General features: G+C 66.0%; 23 protein-coding genes. 18 read left to right on the top strand and 5 right to left on the bottom strand.

All coding sequences use genetic code 11. From position 1 onward, the window contains the following. Positions 1-15 precede the first annotated feature (15 nt). The 3 genes from ACSQ8Y_RS01060 to ACSQ8Y_RS01050 all read right to left on the bottom strand — a co-directional run bounded on the left by ACSQ8Y_RS01060 (position 16) and on the right by ACSQ8Y_RS01050 (position 2,865). Positions 16-1,200, bottom strand: coding sequence for a serine hydrolase domain-containing protein (locus ACSQ8Y_RS01060; protein ID WP_436264621.1), 1,185 nt, complete (start codon positions 1,198-1,200; stop codon positions 16-18). A gap of 50 nt (positions 1,201-1,250) precedes the next feature. Beyond that, complete coding sequence (locus tag ACSQ8Y_RS01055) at positions 1,251-2,180, bottom strand: alpha/beta hydrolase family protein (RefSeq protein ID WP_436264620.1); 930 nt, start codon at positions 2,178-2,180, stop codon at positions 1,251-1,253. Positions 2,181-2,247: 67 nt separating this feature from the next. Beyond that, positions 2,248-2,865 carry a TetR/AcrR family transcriptional regulator gene (locus tag ACSQ8Y_RS01050; RefSeq protein WP_436264619.1) on the bottom strand — a complete coding sequence of 206 codons (618 nt, stop codon included), beginning with the start codon at positions 2,863-2,865 and terminating at the stop codon, positions 2,248-2,250. Positions 2,866-2,940: 75 nt separating this feature from the next. Here ACSQ8Y_RS01050 and ACSQ8Y_RS01045 point away from each other — a divergent pair, with 75 nt between their 5' ends. The 6 genes from ACSQ8Y_RS01045 (at position 2,941) to ACSQ8Y_RS01020 (ending at position 10,177) form a co-directional block, all read left to right on the top strand. Then, entirely contained in the window at positions 2,941-3,747 is an 807-nt protein-coding gene (locus ACSQ8Y_RS01045; protein WP_436264618.1) for a DUF72 domain-containing protein, read from the top strand. Positions 3,748-4,105: 358 nt separating this feature from the next. Further along, complete coding sequence (locus tag ACSQ8Y_RS01040; RefSeq protein ID WP_436264617.1) at positions 4,106-5,524, top strand: homospermidine synthase; 1,419 nt, start codon at positions 4,106-4,108, stop codon at positions 5,522-5,524. Positions 5,525-5,535: 11 nt separating this feature from the next. Further along, positions 5,536-6,837, top strand: coding sequence for an NAD(P)/FAD-dependent oxidoreductase (locus ACSQ8Y_RS01035; RefSeq protein WP_436264616.1), 1,302 nt, complete (start codon positions 5,536-5,538; stop codon positions 6,835-6,837). A 120-nt stretch (positions 6,838-6,957) separates the two neighbouring features. After that, complete coding sequence (gene gmk, locus ACSQ8Y_RS01030; protein ID WP_436264615.1) at positions 6,958-7,605, top strand: guanylate kinase; 648 nt, start codon at positions 6,958-6,960, stop codon at positions 7,603-7,605. An 18-nt stretch (positions 7,606-7,623) separates the two neighbouring features. Then, a complete protein-coding gene (rpoZ, locus tag ACSQ8Y_RS01025) occupies positions 7,624-7,827 on the top strand; it encodes a DNA-directed RNA polymerase subunit omega (protein WP_223469484.1) in 204 nt (67 codons plus the stop codon). Between the two features lie 67 nt (positions 7,828-7,894). Next, positions 7,895-10,177 (top strand): RelA/SpoT family protein, encoded by a 2,283-nt coding sequence (locus ACSQ8Y_RS01020; RefSeq protein ID WP_436264614.1) that lies wholly within the window; start codon positions 7,895-7,897, stop codon positions 10,175-10,177. A gap of 132 nt (positions 10,178-10,309) precedes the next feature. Here ACSQ8Y_RS01020 and ACSQ8Y_RS01015 read toward each other — a convergent pair whose 3' ends face one another. Then, positions 10,310-11,182 (bottom strand): hypothetical protein, encoded by an 873-nt coding sequence (locus ACSQ8Y_RS01015; RefSeq protein ID WP_436264613.1) that lies wholly within the window; start codon positions 11,180-11,182, stop codon positions 10,310-10,312. 10 nt (positions 11,183-11,192) lie between these two features. Continuing rightward, the gene (gene greB / locus ACSQ8Y_RS01010; RefSeq protein WP_436264612.1) at positions 11,193-11,759 is read right to left on the bottom strand and encodes a transcription elongation factor GreB; all 567 of its coding nucleotides are present in this window, start codon (positions 11,757-11,759) and stop codon (positions 11,193-11,195) included. 32 nt (positions 11,760-11,791) lie between these two features. Between greB and ACSQ8Y_RS01005 the strand changes: the two genes are divergently transcribed. The 12 genes from ACSQ8Y_RS01005 (at position 11,792) to ACSQ8Y_RS00950 (ending at position 24,950) form a co-directional block, all read left to right on the top strand. Next, a complete protein-coding gene (locus ACSQ8Y_RS01005; RefSeq protein ID WP_436264611.1) occupies positions 11,792-12,388 on the top strand; it encodes a hypothetical protein in 597 nt (198 codons plus the stop codon). Beyond that, the gene (locus tag ACSQ8Y_RS01000; protein ID WP_436264610.1) at positions 12,385-13,629 is read left to right on the top strand and encodes an ATP-binding protein; all 1,245 of its coding nucleotides are present in this window, start codon (positions 12,385-12,387) and stop codon (positions 13,627-13,629) included. Before ACSQ8Y_RS01005 ends, ACSQ8Y_RS01000 begins: the two co-directional genes overlap by 4 nt. A 16-nt stretch (positions 13,630-13,645) precedes the next feature. Next, a complete protein-coding gene (locus ACSQ8Y_RS00995; RefSeq protein ID WP_436264609.1) occupies positions 13,646-14,293 on the top strand; it encodes a response regulator in 648 nt (215 codons plus the stop codon). 152 nt (positions 14,294-14,445) lie between these two features. Next, positions 14,446-16,032, top strand: coding sequence for a GGDEF domain-containing protein (locus ACSQ8Y_RS00990; RefSeq protein WP_436264608.1), 1,587 nt, complete (start codon positions 14,446-14,448; stop codon positions 16,030-16,032). A 301-nt stretch (positions 16,033-16,333) separates the two neighbouring features. Further along, positions 16,334-17,857, top strand: a complete 1,524-nt coding sequence (locus ACSQ8Y_RS00985) for a flagellin (RefSeq protein WP_436264607.1) — start codon at positions 16,334-16,336, stop codon at positions 17,855-17,857. Between the two features lie 99 nt (positions 17,858-17,956). Continuing rightward, entirely contained in the window at positions 17,957-18,334 is a 378-nt protein-coding gene (locus ACSQ8Y_RS00980) for a flagellar protein FlaG (protein WP_436264606.1), read from the top strand. A gap of 220 nt (positions 18,335-18,554) precedes the next feature. Beyond that, entirely contained in the window at positions 18,555-21,233 is a 2,679-nt protein-coding gene (gene fliD / locus ACSQ8Y_RS00975) for a flagellar filament capping protein FliD (RefSeq protein WP_436264605.1), read from the top strand. 20 nt (positions 21,234-21,253) lie between these two features. Further along, complete coding sequence (gene fliS, locus ACSQ8Y_RS00970) at positions 21,254-21,700, top strand: flagellar export chaperone FliS (protein ID WP_436264604.1); 447 nt, start codon at positions 21,254-21,256, stop codon at positions 21,698-21,700. Positions 21,701-21,703: 3 nt separating this feature from the next. Continuing rightward, on the top strand, positions 21,704-22,033 hold the full coding sequence (locus ACSQ8Y_RS00965) for a flagellar protein FliT (protein ID WP_436264603.1): 330 nt from the start codon (positions 21,704-21,706) through the stop codon (positions 22,031-22,033). A gap of 19 nt (positions 22,034-22,052) precedes the next feature. Further along, positions 22,053-23,858, top strand: coding sequence for a flagellar hook-length control protein FliK (gene fliK / locus ACSQ8Y_RS00960; protein WP_436264602.1), 1,806 nt, complete (start codon positions 22,053-22,055; stop codon positions 23,856-23,858). Continuing rightward, on the top strand, positions 23,848-24,189 hold the full coding sequence (locus tag ACSQ8Y_RS00955) for an EscU/YscU/HrcU family type III secretion system export apparatus switch protein (RefSeq protein ID WP_436264601.1): 342 nt from the start codon (positions 23,848-23,850) through the stop codon (positions 24,187-24,189). The genes fliK and ACSQ8Y_RS00955 overlap by 11 nt, the downstream gene beginning before the upstream one ends. Then, positions 24,189-24,950 carry a flagellar brake protein gene (locus ACSQ8Y_RS00950; RefSeq protein ID WP_436264600.1) on the top strand — a complete coding sequence of 254 codons (762 nt, stop codon included), beginning with the start codon at positions 24,189-24,191 and terminating at the stop codon, positions 24,948-24,950. Before ACSQ8Y_RS00955 ends, ACSQ8Y_RS00950 begins: the two co-directional genes overlap by 1 nt. Positions 24,951-25,035: the final 85 nt, after the last annotated feature.

The following is a 25,035-nucleotide window of genomic DNA, read 5'->3' as shown; positions in this document are numbered from 1 at the left end:
CCGGCGATGCCCGCCTCATGCGCGCGCCAGCAAGGCCTGGTAGGCCAGGCGCTTGAACTGGAAGGTGTAGGGATTCCAGAAACCCATCTGGCGCTGGGCCATCAGCACGCCGGCGATATTGTGGCGCGGGTTGATCCACCACTGGGTGCCGGCGATGCCGCCCCATTCGAATTCGCCTTCGCCGGCCGGCGGGTCGCCCGGCCCAGGCCGCAGCGTCACCGCGCCGCCCAAGCCGTAACCCTTGCCCGGCACCGCGCCCACGGTGGGAAAACCGATGCTCACGCCGGCCGGCAGCTGGTTGACCATCATGGCCGCCACCGTGTCCGGCCGCAGCAGCGCCGAGGGCGAACCCGGCATCAGGCTGCGTACCAGCGCCACCATGTCCGGCAAGCTGGAGACCAGGCCGCCGCCGCCCGAGTAGCGCGCCACCGGCGTCAGATAGGCGCGCGGGAAAGGCGAGCCGGCCAGGCGGCGCAGGCCGGGCGCCGTGGGATCGCTCCGGCTGGCGCCCGCGTAGTAGATGGTCAGCCGGTCCTGCTTGTCCGGCGGGATGACGAAACACGTGTCCGCCATGCCCAGCGGGGCGAAGACGGCCTGCTCCAGGTAGCGGTCGAAACGCTGGCCGCTGGCCACCTCCACCACCCGCGCCAGCACGTCCGACGCGATCGAATATTCCCACTGTTCGCCCGGGTGGAAAGTCAGCGGCAGCGGCGCAAGCGATTCGATCAAGCCCTCCAGCGAGCTGTCGGCGTGCATCACGCGGCGGGCGCTGTAGGCCTGGTAGATCAGGCTGCCGGGGTCGAGAAAACCGTAACTCAGGCCGGAACTGTGGCACAGCAGGTGGCGCAGGGTGATGGAGCGGCGCGCCGGCACGCTGTCGTCGAGCCGCGTCGCATCCGGGCGCAGCACGCGGCGCCGGCCCAGCGCGGGCAGATGGCGTTCCACGGCGTCGTCCAGCGCCAGCCTGCCCTGCTCCGCCAACTGCATGACGGCGACGGTGGTGACCAGCTTGGTGTTGGAGAAGATGCGGAACAAATGGTCTTCGCGCAGCGCGACGCCGGCTTCCTGGTCGGCCCAGCCGGCGCAATGCCGGTCCACCACGTCGGCGCCGGACAGCAGTGCGCACGAGGCGCCGGCCAGGATGCCGGCGTCCACCCAGGCCTGCATGGCCTGGTGCACCGCTTTGAATGGTGTGCTCATGCTGCACGGTAGCGCATCTTCGCGCCGGATTCAACCCGGCAGTGGCATGCTCACACCGGCGGATGCGGCGCCGGGCGCTCGCGGCCTATGCCTTCAAACCAGTCCAGCGCGGCGCCCCACAAGGCCTGCGCCTGCGGCCGGAAGTAGCCCATGTGGCCGATCTTGCCGATGCCGGCCGTGGCCGGGTCCAGGGTGATGCCGAACCACGGCGCGTTGCGGTAGCCGCGCATGAAGGCGTCGCGCGAGTTGGGGGGCGCCCACAGGTCGTCCTCGGCGTTCACCGCCATGATGGGCGCGCGCACCGTCTCGAAGCCGGCCGCCACGTGGCGCATGGCCGGGTCGTCGAAGAAATAGTGCGGGTAGCGGCACCAATGCTTCCATTGCCGGTAGACGTCGAGCGGCAAGTCTTCGCCCATGCCCAGCTTGCTCCAGGCCAGGCAGCCCTTCCAGCGTGTCAGCAGCGGGCCGATCACGTTCCACATCAGCTTGACGCGCAGGCGCTCCAGCGGCGGCATCCAGCCGTGCCAGCCGGCGCCGGTGGCGAAGGTGTACAGGCCGTCCACCCGGTCGTGGTTGGGCAGCAGGCCGAAAGCGTGGCCGCCGTAGGAGTGGCCGACCATGTACAGCGGCACCGGCGCGCCCGGTCCCGCGCCTGCGCCTTCGTTCGCCACCGCCTCCACCGCGGCCGCCAGGTCGAGCCGGCCCCAGTCCAGGTAGTCCATGCGGAAGCCGCGCAGCGTCTTGGGCCTGGACTGGCCGATGCCGCGATAGTCCAACGTCAGCACGGTGTAGCCACAGGCGGCCGCGTATTCGGCGAAGCGGCGGTAGAAACCTTGCGGCACGCCCGTGGCGCCGGCCACGATCAGGCGCGCGCGCTCGGGGCCGTGGCTGGCGTAGCGCAGCGCGGTCAGCGGGTAGCCGTCGGCGGCGTGCAGGGTCAGGCGTTCTGGTTGGCTGGCGGCGGCGGGTTTGGCGTTCATGGGCACTCCTCGTGGCGGTATGCGGGCGACGTACGGGTTCCCGCGTGCGGGAACGACAGGATGCGGCTTAGCGTTCAGGGGACAGCATGGACAGCAGGGCTTCGGTCGCTTGCAGCATGGGCGCGGGGTCTTGCGCGACGCGGGCTTGCAGCAGCCCGCCTTCGTAGGCCGCCACCATCAGCGCGGCCAGGCCTTGCGCGCGGGTGTCGCTGTGGCCGCCGGCCACCAGCGCGCCGGCGATGCGCGCGCGGATGGCGGCGAAGCCCTCGGCCAGCGCCTGGCGCAGCGCCACGTCGGCCGCGGTCGATTCCAGCGCCACCGCCGCCAGCGGACAGCCGCGCTCGAAGCCGCTGCCGCCCAGCCCCCCCAGCGCGCGCGCGGCCCACTTGCGCAAGGCGGACGCGGCATCGGGCTCGGTCTGCATCAACTTGTCGAGCATGGCGCACATATAGGAGACCGTGGTGGCGATGGCCGCCACCGCCAGCTCGTTCTTGCCACCTGGGAAATGGTGGTACAGCACGCCCTTGGGCGCCTGCGCCTGCGCCAGGATCTCGCTCAGCCCCGCGCCGTGCAGGCCGGTGTGCTGCAGCGTGTGAATCATGGCGTGGATCAGCCTGTCCCGCGTGCTCGGCGGAATGGGCGGAGTGGGCGCAATGGGCGTGCTGGGCAGGGTCGGCGTCGTCATGCATGCATTCTATAGACCGGTCGGTCTAGTGGTCAAGCGAAAAAACTGCGATCATCCGTGCAGGGAGGATGGCGCATGGGCACGGAGATCCGGGTGGGCATAGGCGGCTGGGACTACGCTCCCTGGCGCGAAACATTTTATCCAGAGGGCCTGGCGCAGAAACGCGCGCTGGAGTACGCCAGCAGCCAGGTGAGCAGCATCGAAATCAACGGCACGTATTACCGCAACGCCAAACCGGAACATTTCGCCAACTGGGCGGCGCAAACGCCGGACGGCTTCGTCTTCTCGGTGAAAGCGAGCCGCTACTGCACCAACCGCAAGGTGCTTGGCGAGGCCGGGGAATCCATCGAGCGCTTCATGGACAGCGGCCTGGCCGAACTGGGCGGCAAGCTCGGCCCCATCCTGTGGCAGCTCGCGCCCACCAAGCGCTTCGATGCCGACGACCTGGCGGACTTCTTCAAGCTGTTGCCCGCCAGGCTGGGCAAACGCAAGCTGCGCCATGTGCTCGACACGCGGCACGAGAGCTTCATGTGCGACGACTACCTGAAACTTGCACGCCGCCACAAGATCGCCACCGTCTTCACCGACTCGCCGGACTACCCGTCCTATGCCGATGTCACGGCCGACTTCGTGTATGCCCGATTGATGAGCGCGCGCGGCGAAATCGCCACCGGCTACACCCAGCCGGCCTTGAAGAAGTGGGCCGCGACCGCCAAGCAGTGGCGGGACGGCGGCCTGCCGGACGCCCTGCCCTACGCGGGCCAGCCCCAGCAAGAAGCCAAGACGCCCGCGAAGGGCCGCGATGTGTTCCTCTATTTCATCAACGGCGCCAAGGAAAGGGCGCCGGCGGCGGCCATGGCACTGCTGGCCGCGCTGGCCTGAGCCGCCGTCGGCCAGGCGCGGCGGACCGGCACGGCGGGTAATGCCTTTAAGTCAAGCGATTGGCGCCGTGCATTTGGCTCAGTATGGGTTCCCGCTTTGCGCGGGAACGACAAGCAAACTGTCGTTCCGTATCGGCGGACCGCCGCGAAAGCGGAAACCCATACCTCGCATGCTTTCGAAGTGCGATTGCCTCAATTTATCGGCGTTCGGCACTGTCGTGGCGGCGCGGTGGACCGTAAGCGGGCCAACACTCTGAACACGCTCTCTGAACACTCTGTTAACTGGCGCATAGAGGGGCCACCTGCGCGTTGCCATAATCGGCCGGAACACGGGCATGAAGACAGCGCAAGGAGGACTCATGAGCGAACCGGAAAAACACGCGGAATTCAGCGGCAACATCGTCATGCTGGGATTCGGCAGCATAGGCCAGGCCATCCTGCCGCTGCTGTTCCGCCACCTGTCCCTGCGGCACGGCCAGGTGCGCATCCTTTCCCGCAGCCCGGACCAGAGCGGCATCGCGGCGCAGTACGAGGTCGAATTCCAGGCGCTGGCGCTCACCGAGAGCAACTACGAAGCCACGCTGCACGGCGCCGTGCGCCCCGGCGACTTCCTGCTCAACCTGTCGGTCGACGTGGCCAGCCTGGACCTGATCCGCTATTGCTGGCGGCACGGCGTCCTCTACCTCGACACCTGCATCGAACCCTGGCCCGGCGGCTACAACGATCCCGGCCGCACGCTGTCGCAGCGCTCCAACTACACCCTGCGCGAAGCGGTGCTGGCGTTCCGGCTCGACAAGCGCGACGGCGCCACGGCCGTCGTCACCCAGGGCGCCAACCCCGGGCTGGCGTCGGCCTTCGTCAAACAGGCCCTGCTGGCCATGGCCCAGGACCAGGACATCGCGCCCGGCCGGCCTGCCTGCTACGAGGACTGGGCCGCGCTGGCGCAACAGCTGGGCATCAAGGTGATCCACATTGCCGAACGCGACTCCCAGATCGCCGGCCGCCGCAAGCAGCGCGGCGAGTTCGTCAACACCTGGTCGGTCGCCGGCTTCCTCAGCGAGGGCTTGCAGCCGTCCGAGCTGGGCTGGGGCAGCCACGAACGGCACTGGCCGTCCGACGCCTGCCGCCATGGCTACGGCTGCGACGCCGCGGTCTACCTGCAGCAGCCCGGCATCGCCACCCGCGTGCGCAGCTGGACCCCGCTCGAAGGCCCTTACCACGGCTTCCTCGTCACCCACGGCGAATCGATCTCGATCGCCGACCACCTGACGCTGCGCGAGCGCGGCGAAGTGGTGTACCGCCCCACCGTGCACTACGCCTACCATCCCTGCGACGACGCCGTGCTGTCGCTGCACGAGACCGCCGGCAAGAACTGGCGCCCGCAGCGCGAGCGCCGCATCATGCGCGACGAGATCGACAGCGGCATCGATGAACTGGGCGTGCTGCTGATGGGCAACCGGAAAGGGGCGTACTGGTATGGCTCGCGCCTGACCATCGAAGAGGCGCGCGCGGGCGCGCCGCACAATTCAGCCACCAGCCTGCAAGTGGCGGCGGGCGCGCTGGGCGGCATGGTGTGGGCCATGCGCAATCCGCGCGCCGGCGTCGTGGAGCCGGACGACATCGACTATGAGCTGGTGCTGCGCATCGCCGCGCCCTACCTGGGCCAGCTGGTGGGCGTCTATGGCGACTGGACCCCGATCAAGGAGCGCAGTCCGCTGTTCGAGGAAGAGATGGACCGCGACGATCCCTGGCAGTTCCTGAACTTCCGGGTCGCCTAGGCGGGGGCCGCATGCTGCTGCAAAAAGAACTGGGCGTCATCGAGAACTCCTACTACGAGGCCAGCGTCGCGCGGCCGGCGCCGCTGCCGCCGCTGTGCGAACACGCCGAGGCCGACGTCTGCGTGGTCGGCGCCGGGCTGGCCGGGCTGTCCGCCGCGCTGGAGCTGGCGCAGCGCGGCCACAGCGTGGTGCTGCTGGAAGCGCAGCGGGTGGGCTGGGGCGCCTCCGGCCGCAACGGCGGCCAGGTGCTGCCGGGTTTCGGCTCGGACGGCGAACGCGCGGTCGAGCGCCAGTTGAGCAAGGAGGACGCGCGCCGCGCCTGGGACGCCTCGGTGCTGGGCGTGCAGCTGCTGCGCGAACGCATCGCCCGCCACGCCATCGATTGCGACTACACGCCAGGCGCGCTCAGCCTGGCCGTGAAGCCGCGCAAGCTGCGCGAACTGGAGCACTGGGTGCGCCATGTGGGCGAGCGCTACAACTACCCGCTGCGCTGGATTGCGCCGAGCGATGTCGGGCAATGGATCGCCAGCGCGCGCTACCATGGCGGCGTCGCCGACCTGGCCGCCGGCAGCCTGCATCCGCTGAAATACTGTCTGGGCCTGGGCCGCGCGGCGCTGGCGGCGGGCGTGCGCATCTACGAGGACTCGCCGGTCTTCCTGCTCGAGCGTGGCGCCGCCCCGGTCGTCAAAACGGCGCAGGGACAGGTGCGCGCGCGCTTCGTGGTGCTGGCCGGGAACGTCTACCTGGCCGAATACGGCGACCTCGCGCCCCAGTTGAGCGCGCGCATCATGCCGGTGGGGACGTATATGGTGGCCACGCAACCCATGGGGGCCGAGCGCGCCGCCGCCCTGCTGCCGCAGCGCAGCGCCGTCTCCGACACCAATTTCGTACTCGACTATTTCCGCCTGAGCGCCGACCACCGCCTGCTGTTCGGCGCCGGCGACAGCTACAGCGGCCACACGCCCAGCAACCTGGTGGCGCGCATCCAGCGCCGCGTGGTGGCCGTCTTTCCCCAGCTGTCGGACCTGGAGATCGATTATGCCTGGGGCGGCTTCATCGACATCACGGCCAACCGCGCGCCCAACCTCGGCCGGCTGGACGGCAACATCTACTACCTGCAGGGCTTTTCCGGCCACGGCCTGGCGTTTACCGGCATGGCCGGCCTGCTGGCGGCCGAAGCGATCGACGGCCAGGCCGGGCGTTTCGACGTGTTCGCCCGCCTCAAGCACCACGCCTTCCCCGGCGGCGCCCTGATGCGCACGCCTGCGCTCATACTGGGCAAGCTCTACTTCCAGCTGAAAGACCTGCTGTAGCCCCGCCCTGCCCGCCCCGTACCGCAAAACTCCCGCTGTAATGATGCAAGGCAAGTGATAAAATATGCCTTTGGGCGACGGTGTTTTTCACCAGTCCACATCAGTTTCCGAAAGAACAACATGAGCCAAACTTCCGCCTTCTCCGGCAGCCTGTTCATGGTGGCAGCCCCTTCGGGCGCAGGCAAATCGACGCTGGTCAATGCGCTGCTGGCGCAGGAGCCGGCCATCAAGCTGTCGATTTCGACCACCACCCGCGCCCCGCGCCCGGGCGAGCAGCACGGCCGCGAGTACTTCTTCACCTCGCCGGCAGACTTCGTGGCGCGCGCGCAGGCGGGCGAATTCCTGGAGTGGGCCGAAGTGCACGGCAATTACTACGGCACCTCGCGCATCTTCGTCGAAGAACAGATGCGCACCGGCACCGACATCCTGCTCGAGATCGACTGGCAGGGCGCGCGCCAGGTGAAAAAACAGTTCCCGCAGGCGGCCGGCATCTTCATTTTGCCGCCGTCGATCGCCGCGCTGGAAGAGCGTTTGCACAAGCGCGGCCAGGACGAGCCGCACGTCATCACGCGCCGCCTGCTGGCGGCCGGCGGCGAAATCGCGCACGCGCCCGAGTTCGAGTATGTTATTATCAATCAGGAGTTTCCGGTCGCCTTGTCCGAACTGAGCGCGATTGTGAGAGCGGCCCGTTGCCGGTTTGCGCAACAAGCGGCCCGCAATGCATCGCTCTTCGCCCAGCTGGGCATCCACGCCGAACACGCAGAATAAGCTTTTTTAGGAGTTAAGATGGCCCGTATTACGATTGAAGATTGTCTGAAGAATATCCCTAACCGTTTTCAGCTGACCCTGGCCGCGACCTATCGCGCCCGCCAGCTGCTGCAAGGCCACACCCCTAAAGTGGATGCCAAGGATAAGCCGACCGTAGTTGCACTGCGTGAAATCGCCGCCGGCAAGGTCGGCCTGGAAATGCTGAAAAAGGTTCCCATGTAAGTTGGGAGCCTTTGCGCCCCGCCCAGTGTAGTTCGAGGTTACACCCACACACCGACACTGGACATGTATGGACCTGACTGACAATGTTACAGGCAAGCCCGCCAGTCGGGCCAAGCGCCCGGCCAAATCTGCGCCGGGCGTTCCCGCTTCTGCACCCTCTGCTCCACCACCTGTGACCTCTTCGCCACTCGCCACCCCCACCTTGACCGCGGGCGTCGCGTCCGTCACCCACCTGACCGAAAAGCTGTCCGACTACATGACGGCGTCCGACCTGAAAAAGGTCAAGGACGCCTATCGTTTCTCGGACGAGATGCACCTGGGCCAGGTCCGCAAATCGGGCGAACCCTACATCTCCCATCCGATCGCCGTGGCCGAAATCTGCGCCGACTGGAAGCTGGACGCGCAAGCCATCATGGCCGCGCTGCTGCACGACGTGATGGAGGACCAGGACGTCAAGAAGGACGAGCTGATCGAACGCTTCGGCGCGCCGGTGGCGCACCTGGTGGACGGTCTGTCCAAGCTGGAGAAGATCGAGTTCCAGAGCCAGATCGAGGCGCAGGCGGAAAACTTCCGCAAGATGCTGCTGGCCATGGCCTCGGACGTGCGCGTAATCCTGATCAAGCTGGCCGACCGCCTGCACAATATGCGCACGCTGGACGTGATGGCGCCGGCCAAGAAGCGCCGCATCGCCAGCGAGACCATGGAAGTGTACGTGCCGATCGCGCACCGCCTGGGCCTGAACAACATCTACCGCGAACTGCAGGAACTGTCGTTCTCGCACCTGTACCCGCTGCGCTACCACGTGCTGCAGAAGGCCGTGAAGGCGGCGCGCGGCAACCGCCGCGAGGTGGTCAAGAAGATCCTCGAGTCCGTCAAGAACACCCTGGCGATGGCGGACATCGAAGCGGAAGTCTACGGCCGCGAAAAGACCCTGTACGGCATCTACAAGAAGATGCGCAGCAAGCACCTGTCGTTCTCGCAGGTGCTGGACGTGTACGGCTTCCGCGTGGTGGTCGACAGCTTCCCCAACTGCTACGTGGCGCTCGGTACGCTGCACTCGCTGTACAAGCCGATGCCGGGCAAGTTCAAGGACTACATCGCGATCCGCAAGCTGAACGGCTACCAGTCGCTGCACACCACGCTGATCGGCCCCTACGGCACGCCGGTCGAATTCCAGATCCGCACCCAGGAGATGCACCGCACCGCCGAATCCGGCGTGGCCGCGCACTGGCTGTACAAGACCGGCGACATCAACCTGTCCGACATGCAGCAGCGCACCCACGCCTGGCTGCAGTCGCTGCTCGACATCCAGCAGCAGACCGGCGACTCGGCCGAGTTCCTGGAACACGTCAAGGTCGACCTGTTCCCCGACTCGGTCTACGTGTTCACGCCGAAGTCGAAGATCATCGCGCTGCCGCGCGGCGCCACGCCGATCGACTTCGCCTACGCCATCCACACCGGCATTGGCGACCATACCGTGTCGGTGACGATCAACAGCGAACCGGCCACCTTGCGCAGCGAACTGCGCAATGGCGACATCGTCGAAATCGTGACCGACCCGACCTCGCGCCCCAGCCCGAGCTGGCTGTCCTTCGTGCGCACCGGCAAGGCCCGTTCGGCCATCCGCCACCACCTGCGCACCATCAACCTGCCGGAATCGATCGCGCTGGGCCGGCAGTTGCTGGCGCAGGCGCTGGCGGCCGTGAGCATCGAGCCGGACCTGCCGGACGCGCTGGCCGAGCGCCTGCTGAACGAATCGAGCGCCAAATCCATGGACGAGCTGTACGCCGACATCGGCATCGGCAAGCGCATGGCGGCGCTGGTGGCGCGCCACATCTTCGGCCTGCTGGGCGGCGAATCGGCCTCCGTGCCGATCGACCACAACAGCGCGGGCGAACTCGACCCGGTCACCATCTGCGGCAGCGAGGGCGTGTCGGTGCAGCTGGCGCAATGCTGCCTGCCGATCCCGGGCGACCAGATCATCGGCCAGCTGCGGCGCGACCAGGGGCTGCAAGTGCACACGCTGGACTGCTCGGTGGCCAAGCGCCAGCGCCAGAAGGAACCGGACCGCTGGATCGCCGTCAAATGGGGCAGCGACATCAACCGCCGCTTCGACAGCCGCATCAAGCTCCTGATCAACAATGAAAAGGGCATCTTGGCGCGGGTGGCGGCGGAAATCGGCGAATCGGACGGCAACATCACCTTCGTCGGCATGGACGAGGACAAGGAACACGTGCTGCACCAGCTGCGCTTCACCATCCAGGTGAAGGACCGCGTGCACCTGGCCGGCCTGCTGCGCAACGTGCGCCGCGTGACCGGCGTCAACCGCATCCTGCGCGAACGCAGCTAAGCGCCGCCGGGGCCGCCTCCGCTTGCGGCGGCGGCCCGCGCTTAGCTGTGACTATCCTGTGCGTACTCTTGCACCTACCCTTGTACCTACCCTTGTACCTGCCCTTGTACCTGCCCTTGTGCTTGCTTGTGCCTACTTGTGCTCAAGCGGCTCGTACCAGTAAGCCTTGTTGGCCAGCGGCGTTTGCGGCGACAGCCAGCGGTTCTCCAGCTTGAACACGCGGCGCTTGCGCAAGCCCACCTTCTCGATCAGCTCGTCGTAAAACTCGTGGAAGATGCGGTCGAAGCTGCCATCGGCGACCAGCGCGCGCATGCCCGCCTCGAGCCGCTCGGCCAGGCGCGGCTGGCCCGGCGTGACAAAGAAATAGCGCGGCAGAGGCATATAGATGACAAAACTGCGCTCCACCGCCAGTTCAGGGAAGGCCTGCGCGTACACGGCCTGTTCATACACCGCCTCATCTATTCCGCGCGGGAAATGCTGGAAGCGGTCGGCTGCCAGCATGCTGTGCAGGCCGGACGTCGAATTGCCCAGCGCCACGGCGAAACCGGTGTCCTGAAACACTGCCGTCGAACTCCATTGCCGCCCCGCCCCGATCGGTATCCGCTTGAGCTGCTCCAGCGTCTGCAGCGCGCTGAAAAACGACTGGCGGCGGCTGTCGATCAGCGAAATGCGGTAGCCCGACAAGCCCTTGTCGACCGGTATGCGGATCGGCAGCAGCTTTTGCTCCCATTCGGGCGAGGTGATCTGCGCGGCGAGGTTGACCAGCTTGCCCTGCACCATTTCCTGCATCAGGCGGTCGCGTTCCATGGCCAGCGGCGAAGTGCGCAATTGATACGGCCCGTACTGCGCGCTGGACGCGTCCAGCGCCGCGGTCAGCACATGGTAGGTGTAGCGGTCGCGCAGGTCGGCACGGCTGAAATTGTGGTCTATCGTGTAGACGTCGGGCGCCCGCGCCAGCACAAGCGGGGCCGGCAGCACCAGCGTGCCCAATGCCGCCGCCAGCATGCGGCGCAGCCTATTCTTGGGCGGGTGCGGGATAGCTCACCTCCAGGATGTCCAGTTCCTCCACGCCGTTCGGCGTGTGGAGGGTGACGGTGTCGCCCTCGCGCGCCTTGGTCAGCGTGCGGGCCACCGGCGAGATCCAGCTGATCTTGCCTTTCAGCGGATCGAGCTCATCTATACCGACGATGGTGACCGTGCGTTCCTCGCCGTGGGCGTTGCTGTAGGTCACGGTGGCGCCGAAAAAGATCTGGTCGCTGCCATGATGGACGCTGGGACTGACCACCTCGGCCAAATCCATGCGCTTGGTCAGGAAGCGGATGCGGCGGTCGATCTCGCGCAGCCGCTTCTTGCCGTAGATGTAGTCGCCGTTCTCCGAGCGGTCGCCGTTGGAAGCGGCCCAGTGCACGATGCGCACCACTTCGGGCCGGTCGACGTCGATCAGCTGCAGCAGCTCGTCCTTGATGCGCTGGTAGCCGGCCGGCGTGATGTAGTTTTTCGAGCCGGGCGGGATCGCCAGCGCCAGCGCGGCGGCCTCGTCGTCATCGTCGTTGTCGGATTCTTTGGTGAATGCTTTACTCATAACTTTCCACAACTTTCACGTATCATGCCTCCATGAAGCGATTGTACACACTCAGACGCCGTTTGCTGGCCCCCCTCGTTTATCTGGCGGCCATCATCCTGTTGCTGGAAGAATGGCTGTGGGACCTGGGCGCGCGCCTGATGGCCGCCCTCGCGCGCGTGCTGCCGCTGCCGCGCCTGGCGCGCTGGATCGCCTCGCTCGGCCCGGTGGCGGCGCTGTGCCTGTTCCTGCTGCCGGGACTGCTGCTCTTCCCCGTGAAGATACTGGCGCTGCTGGCCATTGCCAGGGGCCACGCGTTCACCGGCGTGTGCACCATCTTGCTGGCCAAAATCGCCGGCGCGGCGGCCGTGGCGCGCATCTACGCGCTGACCCTGCCCGCGCTGCTGCGCCTGCGCTGGTTCGCCTGGTGCCTGGAACGTTTCCTGGCGCTGAAGGACCGCTGGATAGCGCGCCTGCGCGCCACCCGCGCCTGGCGCGAGGTGTCGGCGCTGGCTGCCGCCGCGCGCGCCTGGCGCCAAAGCTTGTGGCTGCGCCTGCATCCCGCACCCCACGCGCGCAACGGCAACCGCCTGTTGCGCGTGCTGCGCCGCTACATCAGCCAGTGGCGCGCGCGCCGCCGCGAGCCATGAGCGGCGTGCCGCCCGGGCAGCGCACCGCCCACGGTGCGCCAGCCCCGCAGGCCGGCGAACCCGGCCCAGCCCCCGGCGGCGGCGCCGGCCAAGCAGCCCAGCCCGCCATCGCCGCCGCGCTGCAGCAGGCGCAAGCCCGCTTCGACGCCATCGTGCGCAATACGCCCGGCCTGGTCTACCAGTTCGTCCGCTACGGCGACGGCGCGGTGGCCTTCACCTACCTGAGCGACGGTTGCCAGGCCCTGCTGGGCATGCCGGCCGCCGAGCTGTACGCGCATCCCGAGCGCTTCTTCGAGCTGATCCTGGAAGAGGACCGCAAATCCTACCTGGACGCGATGCTGGCCTCGGCCGCGTCGCTGTGGAGCTGGAACTGGGAGGGCAGGATCTGGGTCGACGCCTGGAAGGACGTGAAGTGGATCAACCTGCGCTGCACGCCGCACATCCAGCCCGGCTCGGAAACGGTGCAGTGGGAAGGCATCATGACCAACATCACGGAGAGCAAGCTGGAGCAGCTGGAGGTGCGCCAGAGCCGCGCCCGCCTGGCCGAGCTGACCGCCCACATGGAGACGGTCAAGGAGCAGGAGCGCACCCGCATCGCGCGCGAGATCCACGACGACCTGGGCGGCAACCTGACCGCCATCAAGATGGCGCTGGCCATGCTGAGCAGCCGGCTGCCGCCATCGGACCCGGCGCTGCAGGACAAGGCCGCCTATGTCGACGCGCTGGTGGACCGCACCATCGACGCGGTGCACCGCATTTCGCTCGACCTGCGCCCGTCCATCCTGGACTTCGGCCTGGTGGCGGCGCTGGAATGGCAGGTCAAGGAGTTCGGCACCCAGGCCGGCATCGAGATCGGCTTCGACTGCGCGCCGCGCGAGATCGAACTCGAGCCGAACCGGGCCAGCGCCCTGTTCCGCATCGTGCAGGAGGCGCTGACCAATATCGCCAAGCACGCGCACGCCAGCCGCGTGAACCTGCAGCTGCACCGCACGCGCCACTACATCAGCCTGAAAATCATCGACAACGGGCGCGGCATCGCCCAGGCCGACCGCGCCAAGCCGCAGTCCTTCGGCCTGCGCGGCATGGCCGAGCGCGCCCGCGCCTTGGGCGGGACCTTGACGCTGAGCCACGCGCCCGGCGGCGGCACTGTGGTAGCCATCAAGCTCAAGCGCGAAAATAAGCACGAAACCGCCGGCCCGCCCTCGCCTGCGGCGGCCGGCGGCGCTACAATAGGTTCTTGATAGCAACAGTATCCCCATGACAGACAAAGCAACCATCAAAGTGTTCATCGCCGACGACCACGCCATCGTGCGCGAAGGCTTGAAGCAGATCCTGGCCGACACCAAGGACATCATCGTGGCCGGCGAGGCGGAAAACGGCTTCGACGCGATCAAGCTGTTCCGCAAATCCGGCTGCCACGTGGTGCTGCTCGACATTTCCATGCCCGACCGCAGCGGCATCGAGGTGCTGAAACAGATCAAGAAGGAAAAACCGGAGCTGGCGGTGCTGATGCTGTCCATGCACCGCGAGGACCAGTACGCGATCCGCTCGCTGAAGGCCGGCGCGGCCGGCTACCTCACCAAGCAGAGCGCGCCGAAAGAACTGGTGACGGCGATCCGCCAGGTCGCCGGCGGGTTAAAATACGTGAGTCCGGCATTGGCCCAGGAACTGGCCAACCACCTCGGCGAGGACCACGAGGCGCCACCGCACGAAACGCTGTCCGACCGCGAATACCAGACCCTGACCATGATCGCCTCCGGCAAGACGGTGGGTGCCATCGCCAAGGAGCTGTCGCTGTCGGTCAAGACGGTGAGCGAATACCGCGCGCGCCTGCTGGTGAAGATGAAACTGAAGAACAGCGCGGAACTGACCCACTACGCGATCAAGAACCAGCTGATCGAGTAGCGGCCCGCATGACAGGCGGCCGGCGTTGCCGGTTCAATATTATTTCATGCTTGAAAGTAAGTGCTGTTCTGCCCGCTTATCGAGGAATAAACGGACTCTGGCGTGCACTATCATGAAGCCAGTCAGTAAACCTACAAGAGGCCGTGCGTCACATGTCCAGCAAATCTTCCCCTCCCGCCGCGATGGAACAGAATCCGGCCGACATCGCACGCGAAGCATTCCGCCGCCTGGCGACCCGGCGCATCGCGCCGACGCCCGAGGCTTACCGCGACATCTATAACGAGATCGCCGGGGTTCCTACGCCGCCGGTGCTGGCCGGCACCGCCGCGCCGCAGGATCCGGGCCCGGAACTGATGCTCTACCAGTTCGCCAGCCGCCTGGGCGACCAGCCCGGCGACTTGGCCGACTACGGCCGCCGCCTGAGCCGCGCCGTCAAGGCGCGCGACTGGGAAGGCTATGCCCGCACCCTGGTGCAGCTGGCCGAACGCCCGGCCGGCGCCAGGCGCGGCATCGACGTGGCCGACATCCCGGACGGCGAACACACCCGCGCGCTGCGTGAAATGCTGAGCCGCACCCTGAGTTTCGCGGTCGCCTCCCTGCTCAGCGGCACCCCGGCCCTGGTGGCCGAGGCCGAGGCGCTGGGCGCGGCCACCAAGGAGGCGCACACCGAGGCGGCGCTGTCGGAGATCGCGCTGCGCCTGAAGCAGCTGTGCTACCAGATTGAACTCAAGAGCGGCGACACGGCCGAGCAGCAGGAACTGCTGCTGCGCCTGTTCCGCCTGCTGCTGGAGAACGTCAGCGAACTGCTCGACGACGATTCCTGGCTGCGCGGCCAGATCGACGCGGTGCAGAACCTGATCGCCGGTCCGCTCGACCAGCGCGCGCTGGAAGACGCCACCCGCAGCCTGAAGGACGTGATCTACAAGCAAAGCCAGCTCAAGCACAGCCTGTCGGACGTCAAGCTCACCGTCAAGAACATGATGATGACCTTTATCGACCGCCTGGGCCAGGTGGCCGCCTCCACCGGCGACTTCCACGAGAAGATAGGCGGCTATTCGGACAAGATCAGCAAGGCCGAGAACATCACCGAGCTGAACCAGATCCTGGACGAGGTGCTCAAGGAAACCCGCATCGTCCAGACCGAGGCGCTGAAGGCGCGCGACAATATGGTGATGGCGCGCCAGGAAGTGCAGGACGCCGAGGCCCGCATCCACCAGCTGGAGGCCAAGCTGCAGCATATGAGCGAGCTGGTGCGCGAAGACCAGCTGACCGGCAGCCTGAACCGCCGCGGCCTGGACGACGTGTTCGAACGCGAAACCGCGCGCGCCGACCGGCGCGGCACGCCGCTGTGCATCGCCATCCTGGACCTGGACGATTTCAAGCGCCTGAACGACACCTACGGCCACATCGCCGGCGACGCCGCGCTCAAGCACCTGGTCAAGATCGTCAAGGACACCTTGCGCTCGATGGACGTGATCGCCCGCTTCGGCGGCGAGGAATTCCTGATCCTGCTGCCCGAGACCACCATCGAGGCCGCCTCGCAGACCATGACGCGCTTGCAGCGCGAACTGACCCGGCACTTCTTCATGCACGACAACGAGAAGGTGCTGATCACTTTCTCGGCCGGCGTGGCGCTGCGCCGCCCGAACGAGGACCAGACCGAGCTGGTCAAGCGCGCAGACAAGGCCATGTACCAGGCCAAGCAGACCGGAAAGAACCGGGTCGTCGTTGCAGATTGAGCAATTTTCGCCCGTTTTACCCCAGGCCCGCCTCTGTGCGGGCCTTTTTTTTCATTGCTGAAGCACGAAAATAAAATTATTTTCACCCTAAAGTTCAGCCCGATTGCGCCGCTTAAGCGTGTAGCAGCAGATGAATTTGAGGGTGAATCGAAAAAAATTAGGCCTGTTTCCTCCCTAAACTTTTCCCATGGGGCAACCGTTACTGAATACAACAGCGGCTTGATCGTCTCGGAACAGCGGGGCGGGCCAAAGTGAAATGAGCAAGTAGCCCAACAAGCAGTACCAGTCTCGGAGAAACATCATGGCCCAAACCATCAACACCAACATTGCCTCGCTGAACTCGCAACGCAACCTGAATACGTCGCAAGCCGCCCTGGGCACCTCGCTGCAACGTCTGTCGTCCGGTCTGCGCATCAACAGCGCGAAAGACGACGCGGCAGGTCTGGCAATTTCGGAACGCTTCACCTCGCAAGTTCGCGGCAATAACCAGGCAGCACGCAACGCCAACGACGGTATCTCCCTGGCGCAAACGGCTGAAGGTGGCTTGAGCACCGCAGGCGATCTGCTGCAGCGTATCCGCGAACTGGCAGTCCAGTCGGCCAACGGCTCGAACTCGGCATCGGACCGCAAATCGATCCAGAACGAGGTGGGCGCCCTGTCGAAAGAACTCGACCGCGTTGCCACCAGCACCCAGTTCAACGGCCAGAACGTTCTGGACGGCTCGCTGACCAGCACCCAGTTCCAGGTCGGTGCGAACTCGAACCAGACCATCAACATCGGTGTGCAGAGCGCGAAAGCGACCGACATCGGCAACAACACGATCAAGCCGACCGATACTGCCACCTCGCTGTCGCAAGCTGCGGCTGGCGCTGGCGACTTGACCACCGACCAGGCTAATCTGCTGACCGCCGATGACACTCTGACCATCAGCTCGGGCGCGGGCCTCACCACCGACGTGTTTGTGAAAACCGCCGATTCGGCCAAGGCCGTTGCCGACAAAGTTAACGCCACTACCCAGACCTCGGGCGTGTCGGCCCAAGCCAAGACCGTGGCCACCATTGCCAAGATCGCCGACGGCGCGGTGAACTTCCAGCTGCGCGGTGCCAACTCGGTCGCCAACGACGCGAACTCCAAGGCCGTGACCATTTCGGCCAAGGTGGTGGGCGGCGACCTGTCGGCCTTGGCCCAGGCCGTGAATGCGCAAAGCAACACCACCAACATTACCGCATCCGTGACGCTGGACTCGTCGGGCGCCAAGGAATTGCAACTGACCGACGCGGCCGGCAACGACATCCAGTTGGCGGCCCAGACCGGTGACGTCGCCTTGGGTGCCGCCGAACTGCGTGGTGCCGATGTAGCCGGCGCACCAGCAGCGACCGTCGCAGTACTTGCGGCCGGCAACTTCGGCGTGGTGGGCGGCCGTGTCGAGTTTTCGTCCGATACCGGCTTCTCGATCGCCAGCACCAACGACACCATCACCGGCGGCACCAACGTCGGCAGCGATCTGCAGTCGGTGTCCAGCCTGGACGTGAGCACCGTGCAAGGTTCGAACGACGCCTTGCTGACGATCGACGCGGCTCTGAACTCGATCAACAGCAACCGCGCAGCACTGGGTGCGATCCAGAACCGTTTCGCTTCGACCATCTCGAACCTGCAAACGACCACGGAAAACCTGTCGGCTTCCCGTAGCCGCATCCAGGACACCGACTTCGCAGCGGAAACGGCGCAACTGACCCGCGGCCAGATCCTGCAACAAGCCGGTACCGCCATCTTGGCGCAGGCCAACTCGCTGCCTAACGGCGTGCTGTCCCTGCTGCGCGGCTAATCGCTCGCGACAACTTGATGATGTGATGGCCAGCCATCATTGAAACCAGGTTCCCCGGCTGACTCGTGCAGCCGGGGATTTTGCATAAAGGAAGCAATCATGACTATCGAATCCATCAGCTCGGCCAGCCCGGCGCGCAATGTGGACCGGCCGGTCGCTGCGACTGACAACGCCGCGCCGCAAGGCGCCGGCCGCCCCCCCGCCACGGAATTGGAGACGGCGGCCGCAGTACGCGCCGCTGCCCCGCCCCCAACACTGGACCAGGTCAAGCAGGCCGTCTCCGACCTGAACAATTCTTCCCAGACCAAGTCGCAGGGCCTGGAATTTTCGGTCGACAATGACAGCAAGCGCACCATCGTCAAGGTGATCGACCAGACCACCAAGGAAGTGCTGCGCCAGATGCCCTCGCAGGAGGCGCTGGAAATTGCCAAGGCGCTCGACACCACCAAGGGGCTGCTGATCAAGCAGACGGCCTGACCCGGCGCGCGCTCTGCGCGCCGTTTTTTTTCCCGCCATGGCATCATGGTGGCGACCTCTGCCTGTTTTTGCGCCATTTTTCGGTCCGTTTTCAGCGCATCCCCCTCTGGCGCTGCCACTTTTTTTAGCGAATCGTGAACTGGCTGGTAATTCCCCTTCTCAAGTCCTCTTTGATTATGCCGATAATGACTTAATCTATCGTTTTCACCAGGAGCACAACGTGGGCCTTTCTTCACCCGGCATCGGATCCAATCTGGACGTCAACGCCATCATCAGCAAGCTGATGTCGGTCGAGGCGGCGCCTGCGGCCACGATGGACAAGAAGTCCGCCAGCTACCTGGCGAAAGTGACCGCCTTCGGCACGGTTTCCGGTGCGCTGGGCAGCTTCCAGTCTTCGCTCTCCAGCCTGACGTCGCTGTCGACCTTCCAGGCGCTGAGCAGCAACTCCAGCGACAGCAGCATCTTGAGCGGCACGGCCACCAGCAAGGCCCAGCCAGGAACGTACAAGGTCGACATCAGCCAACTGGCGCAGGCGCAGACCCTGGCCACGGCCGGCTACAAGACCACCAAATCGGCCATCGGCCTGGGCGCCAAGACCACCATCAACATCCAGCTCGGCACCGTGGCAGGCGGCAGCTTCGGCCTGACCGGCAGCACCCTGGCCAACACCGTGGTCACCGGCGGCATCACCCCTGGCGGCTTGAGCATCAACGGCACGGCCATCGCCACCGACGGCAGCACCCGCAGCGCCAAGCTGCTGGCCGACGCGATCAACGCCAAAAGCACCACCACCGGCGTCTCGGCCAAGGCGGAACCCACCGTCACCAGCGCCACCCTGTTCGGCGCTGCCGGCGCCAGCAGCTACGGCGCCATCGACACCTCAGGCGGGGGCACCTACAGCCTGAACGTGGGCGGTGTGGAAATCGCCAGCCAGATCACCGGCCTGGCGCCCGGCGCAGCGGGCGCGGTCGATGCCGCTGCGCTGGACGCGGTATTGGGCGGCAGCAACAGCGTGACGCAGGCACTGGCCAACTCCAACATCACCATCAGCGGCACCGCCGCCGCCGGCGACTTGCGTTTCACCAACGCTGATGGTTCCAACATCACCATCGCCGAAAACGTGACCGGCGCTGTGACCGGCGGCATCGGCAACAGCGGCACCGCCAACACCGGCTACAACGCCACCACCGCCAGCGCGATTTCGCTGGTGTCGGCCAGCGGCACCCAGATCAACGTCGGCGGCAGCAACCCGACTGCGGCCGGCCTGACGGCGGGCATAGGCGGCACCTACCAGGCCGCCACCTTCACCCAGGACGGCACCCGCAGCAGCGGCAACATTGTTATCGACAGCACTAACAACACGCTGCAAGGCATCCGCGACGCCATCAACAAGGCCAATTTCGGCGTCACCGCCAGCATCGTCTCGGACGGCAGCGCCGACACCCCGAACCACCTGGTGCTGACCTCGAGCGCCACCGGCGCCAACTCGAACATGCGCATCAACGTCAGCGGCGACGGCGCCGACCCGGCCGACCCGGCCATCGTCGCCCTGCTGGGCTACGACCCGGGCGGCGTGCAGAACCTGAGCCAGAAGACCGCAGCCCAGGACACGCTGGCCGTCGTCAACGGCATCGCCGTCACCAGCAGCAGCACAGGCATCACCGGCGCCGTCGAGGGCGTGACCCTAAGCGCCAACAAGGTCGGCAGTGCCAGCCTGACCGTGTCCAAGGACACCGCCAACATCACCAGCTCGATCCAGGGCTTCGTCAAAGCGTATAACGACCTGAGCACACAAATCAAGTCAGTTAGCGGCTACGACGCGGAAACCAAGAAGGGCGGCGACCTGCTGGGCGACTCGACCATACAGAATTTACAAGCAGCATTGCGGCGCCAGCTGACCGGCAGCATCACCGGGCTGCAAGGCAGCAAGCTGACCTCGCTGTCCCAGGTCGGCATCGCGTTCCAGAAAGACGGCACGCTGACGCTGGATTCGAGCAAGCTGCAAAAAGCCATGAACACCAATTTCGCCGACATCGGCGGCCTGTTCGCGGCGGTCGGCCGCAGTTCCGACGCCGACGTCAGCTTCACCAGTTCAACCGCCAAGACCATGGCCGGCGAATACGTGGTCGACATCACCGCACTGGCAACCCAAGGCACGCTGACCAGCCTTGCGCCGCCGCCTGCCACGACCACCATCGCGGCAGACACCGTCTGGACCGTCAAGCTGAACGACACGGTGCCGACCAACAGTAGCAACACCGCTTCGGTCAAACTGACGGCGGGCAGCTATTCGCCTGACGCGCTGGCGACCTTGCTGCAAGCGTCGATCAACGGCGCCAGCAATTTCACCGAAAAAGGCTCGACCGTATCGGTGACGCTGAACGACGATGGCACGTTGAAGCTCAATTCAACCAAGTACGGTTCGACCTCGAACGTCACGCTGACCAGCGACACCGGCACCGCCGTGAGCGACCTGTTCGGCGCTGCCACTCCGGTCGAGGGCGTGAACGTAGCCGGCACCATAGGCGGCTACTCGGCCACCGGTGACGGTCAAGTGCTGACCGGCGGCCCCGGCGCGCCGGTCGAAGGCTTGAAGCTGGAGATCAAGGGCGACACCATTGGCAGCCGCGGCACGCTGGGCTTCTCGCAGGGCTACGCCTACCAGATGGAAAACCTGGCCAAGAGTTTCCTGGGTGCGGACGGCGTGCTCACCGGCCGCACCAAAGGGTTAAACCAGAGTGTCAAGGACATCGCCAAGCAAAAAGACGCCTTCAACCTGAAGCTGGTCGACATCGAAGCACGCTACCGCAAGCAATACACCGCGCTGGACACGGCACTGTCCAGCATGAGCACGACCGCCGCGTTCCTGACGCAGCAGTTCGCGAAATTGAACGCATAAGCTACACAAGGGAGACAAGTATGTTCGGATCAAGGCAAACTGGCGTGAATGCCTATGCAAAAGTGGGCATGGAGACCGGTGTCGTCGCGGCCAGCCCGCACAAACTGATCGTCATGCTGTTTGACGGCGCGCTGGTGTCGATCAGCAACGCGCTGACGAATATGCGCGCCGGCAACATCGGCGAAAAAGGCAAAGCCATTTCCAAGGCCATCATGATCATCGACAGCGGCCTGCGCGCCGCGCTCGACAAGAAAGTGGGCGGCGAGATCGCCGAGGGCCTGGACGCGCTGTACGAATACATGAGCGGCCGGTTGCTGACGGCCAACCTGAAGAACGATCCGGCCATGCTGGAAGAAGTGCAGCGCCTGTTGACGGAACTGCGCGACGCCTGGAACCAGATCGGCGACACCCCGGCAGTGAAAGCGCCCGCCACCGCCGCCCTCAACAACAAATACGCGAGCGCCTGATCCATGATGACGAATCAAGAAGTGTTAAACGTGTACGCCGACATGGCCGAGCTGACCGAACAGATGCTGGGCCACGCCAGCCGTGGCGAATGGGACGAGATGGTGGAACTGGAGCAACGCTGCGCCATGCATGTGCGCACCTTGCAGGGGCAGGAAGACCCGCAGCCTATGCAGGGCGAGCAGCGCGAACGCAAGGTCGAACTGATCCGCAAAATGCTGACCGCCGACCGCCAGATCCGCGACCTGACCATGCCCTGGATGGCGCAGCTGTCGGCCCTGATCAACAGCACCGGCACCGAACGGCGGCTGGTCAACGCGTACGGCGGCGTTTAAGCCGGAATAGGTCACCATCATGCTGCCGCCGCGTCTGGACGCCGCCGGCGTCAAGCTGGCGCCGAGCGGCACAGTTGGCGCCTCCCGGCCCATCTCCCCGGCGCCGGCGGCCATTCCCGTCAGCGACGCGCGGCAAGCCGCGTTCCAGCGCTCCCTGAGCGGCATGGTCGGCCAGACCATGAAGGGCGAGGTGCTGTCGAAGTACGATGACGGCAGCTATCTGGTGCGCGTGGCCGGCAATTCGGCCCGCATGATGTTGCCCGGCGGCGCCCAAGTCGGCGCCGAAGTGCCGCTGACCCTGATCGCCACCACGCCCCGCCCCACCTTCCAGGTCGGCATGGGCGCGCAAGGCACGCAAACCGCCCAGCTCTATACCGAAGCCGGCCTGCCGCCCGGCGACACGCCGGACGCTCCAGGCGCCCAGCCCCGGCTTCCTTCCCAAGACACGACCGGTTTGCCCGGCCGAAACACAGGCTTGCCCGGCCAGGCAGGGCAAGCCGCCGGCCAAGGCGCGCCCACCGCCAGCGGCCAGCCCGGCGCGGCGGCTGGCCAGGCCGGCACAGCAGGACAACCGGGCTCTGCTGCCCTGCCCGGCGCCGCTGGGGGCGTCCCCGGCCAAGCGGGCGCGCCCGGCACAGCAGCGGGTTCTGGCGCCGCCGACGCGGATGGCAGCGCCGGCAACGCCGCAGGCGGTGCAAACTCCGCAAAAACATCCACGGCGGGCGCGGCCGGTACGGCGAATGCGGCCAATGCGGCAAACACGGCCAGCGCCGCTGCGGCACAGGCACACGCAGGTCTGTCCGCGCAGGCTGGCAATGTCAGCGCCCAAGCGAATCTCCGCACCGCAGCCCAAGCCGCCGCAGCTGCAGCCGGCACCACGGCTGGCGCTGAGGCGGTCACCACTGCCGGCCAACCCGGCGCCGCCGGTAACGCCGGCGCGCAAGGCGCCACAAGCGCGGCAGGCCAGGCGCGTCCGCAAAGCCTGGCCGCCGCCCTGCTCGGCCGCGCGCCGCTGACACCGGCCGACCAGCTCCCCGGATTGGGCCGCGACACGCCCACCGCCGCCTTGAGCCAAGCCGCCCGCACGATCGCCAGCGCCCTGGCAGGCGCCTACAGCGCCCCCGGCGTGCCCGCCACCATCAACGGCAAGACGCCGCTCGTGTCGGCCGGCGTGCCGGACGCCGACCAGCTCGCCCACAGCCTGAAGAACGCCCTCGGTGAAAGCGGCCTGTTCTACGAATCGCACGTGGCCGAATGGGCCGAAGGCAAGCGCCCGCTGCAGGAGTTGATGCGCGAGCCGCAGAACCAGCGCGCGCAGGCGCAACAAGGTGGTGCGCAAACCAGCGAAACCCTGGCCCGCGCCGCCCTCGCCAGCCCGGACCTGAGCGCGGCGCAAATGATCAACCAGCAACTGCACGCGCACGAACAGCAGCGTGTCCAATGGAACGGCCAGGCCTGGCCAGGTCAGCCCATGCAATGGGAAGTGCAGCGCGACCAGCGCGAGGGCAGCCAGCATGGCCAGGAAGACGGTGCCGAACCGGAGCAGGTGTGGCGCAGCGGCGTGCGCTTCCGCCTGCCGCTGCTGGGCAAGATCGCGGCAACAGTGACGCTGGTGGGCGAGCAGGTCCACATCCAGGTGCAGACCGGCGATGGCGACAGCGCGGACACCCTGCGCGCCTGGTCCAGCCAGTTGCAGCTGGCATTGGAAGCGGCCGGTTCGCCACTGGCCTCGCTGACCATCAGCCAGGACGGTGCCGCCGGTGCGGCGTCGGACCTTGCGGTGCCCTCCGTGGCCGCCATGCTCGGAGGCGGCGATGCCGAATGAAGCCCCGCCCCGGCGCCCGTTCCAGAGCGCGGTCGCCCTCACCTATAGCGACGGCTCGCCGGCACCGAAAGTGGTAGCGAAGGGACGCGGCCTGATCGCCGAACAAATCATCCACGTGGCCGCCGAGCACGGCGTGCACATCCACGAGTCCAAAGAACTTGTCTCTTTGCTCATGGATGTTGATCTGGATAGACAAATTCCGCCCGCTTTATACCGGACAATTGCGGAACTATTAGCGTGGCTATATCATATTGAATCAGCGCAAAAATCCGGCCAGCCCCCGCCCCCGGCCCCGGATACCAGCTCTCCACTTAGAGATCCACAAGAATAATGCAATCAAACAGACAAGACGCGGACCTGGAAAACTGGCATGACTTCGAGGTCGAATCGCGCAGGGAGATCATTGCGCTGCTGCGCAGCATCGGGGAAAAAAACCAGCTGATCCGCATGCTGGTGCACGGCGAATCGGACGTGTGCGTGACCTCCATCCTGGAGGTGGACGCCGACAACAACGCCGTCATTCTGGACTGCTCCATCAATCCCGAGCAGAACCAGCGCATCCTGGGCGCCAAGGGGCTGTCGTATGAAACCACGCTGGACAAGATCCGCATCCTGTTCGCCAGCGAGCGGGTGGAGAAATGCACGTTCCAGGGTACGCCGGCGATGAAGATCGCCTTGCCGCCGACGCTGATCCGCCTGCAGCGGCGCGAGTACTACCGCATGAGCACGCCGGTCAGCAACCCGGTGCGCGTGGTGATACCGCTGCCGGCCGAAATGGGCGGTGGCAGCACCAGTTTCCCGCTGGCCGACATCAGCTGCGGCGGCATTGCCATCTTGGACAACAAATTAATTTTGGGCGACAGCATCGGCAAGAACTACCTCGATTGCCGCATCGAACTGCCCGAAGTGGGCACCGTCGTCACCAGCCTGCAGATCCGCAACTCCATCGACCTGACGCTGCTCAACAACAAATCCAACCGCCGCCTCGGCTGCCAGTTCGCCGACATGGCGCGCGGCGCGCTCAATTCCGTGCAGCGCTACATCACCAAGCTGGAACGCGAGCGCAACGCCCGCATCGCCGGATTGGGTTAATTCGCCTGCGGTGACAATCCGCGTATCTTTTGCCCGTTTCACTCCTGTATAAAGTATCCACTTGGGAATAATAGTTTCCATGAGT

The sequence above is a fragment of the Pseudoduganella sp. LjRoot289 genome (assembly GCF_964252925.1).
In the GTDB taxonomy this organism is placed as follows: Bacteria; Pseudomonadota; Gammaproteobacteria; order Burkholderiales; family Burkholderiaceae_D; genus Rugamonas.
This window is presented reverse-complemented; position numbering and strand designations above follow the sequence as displayed.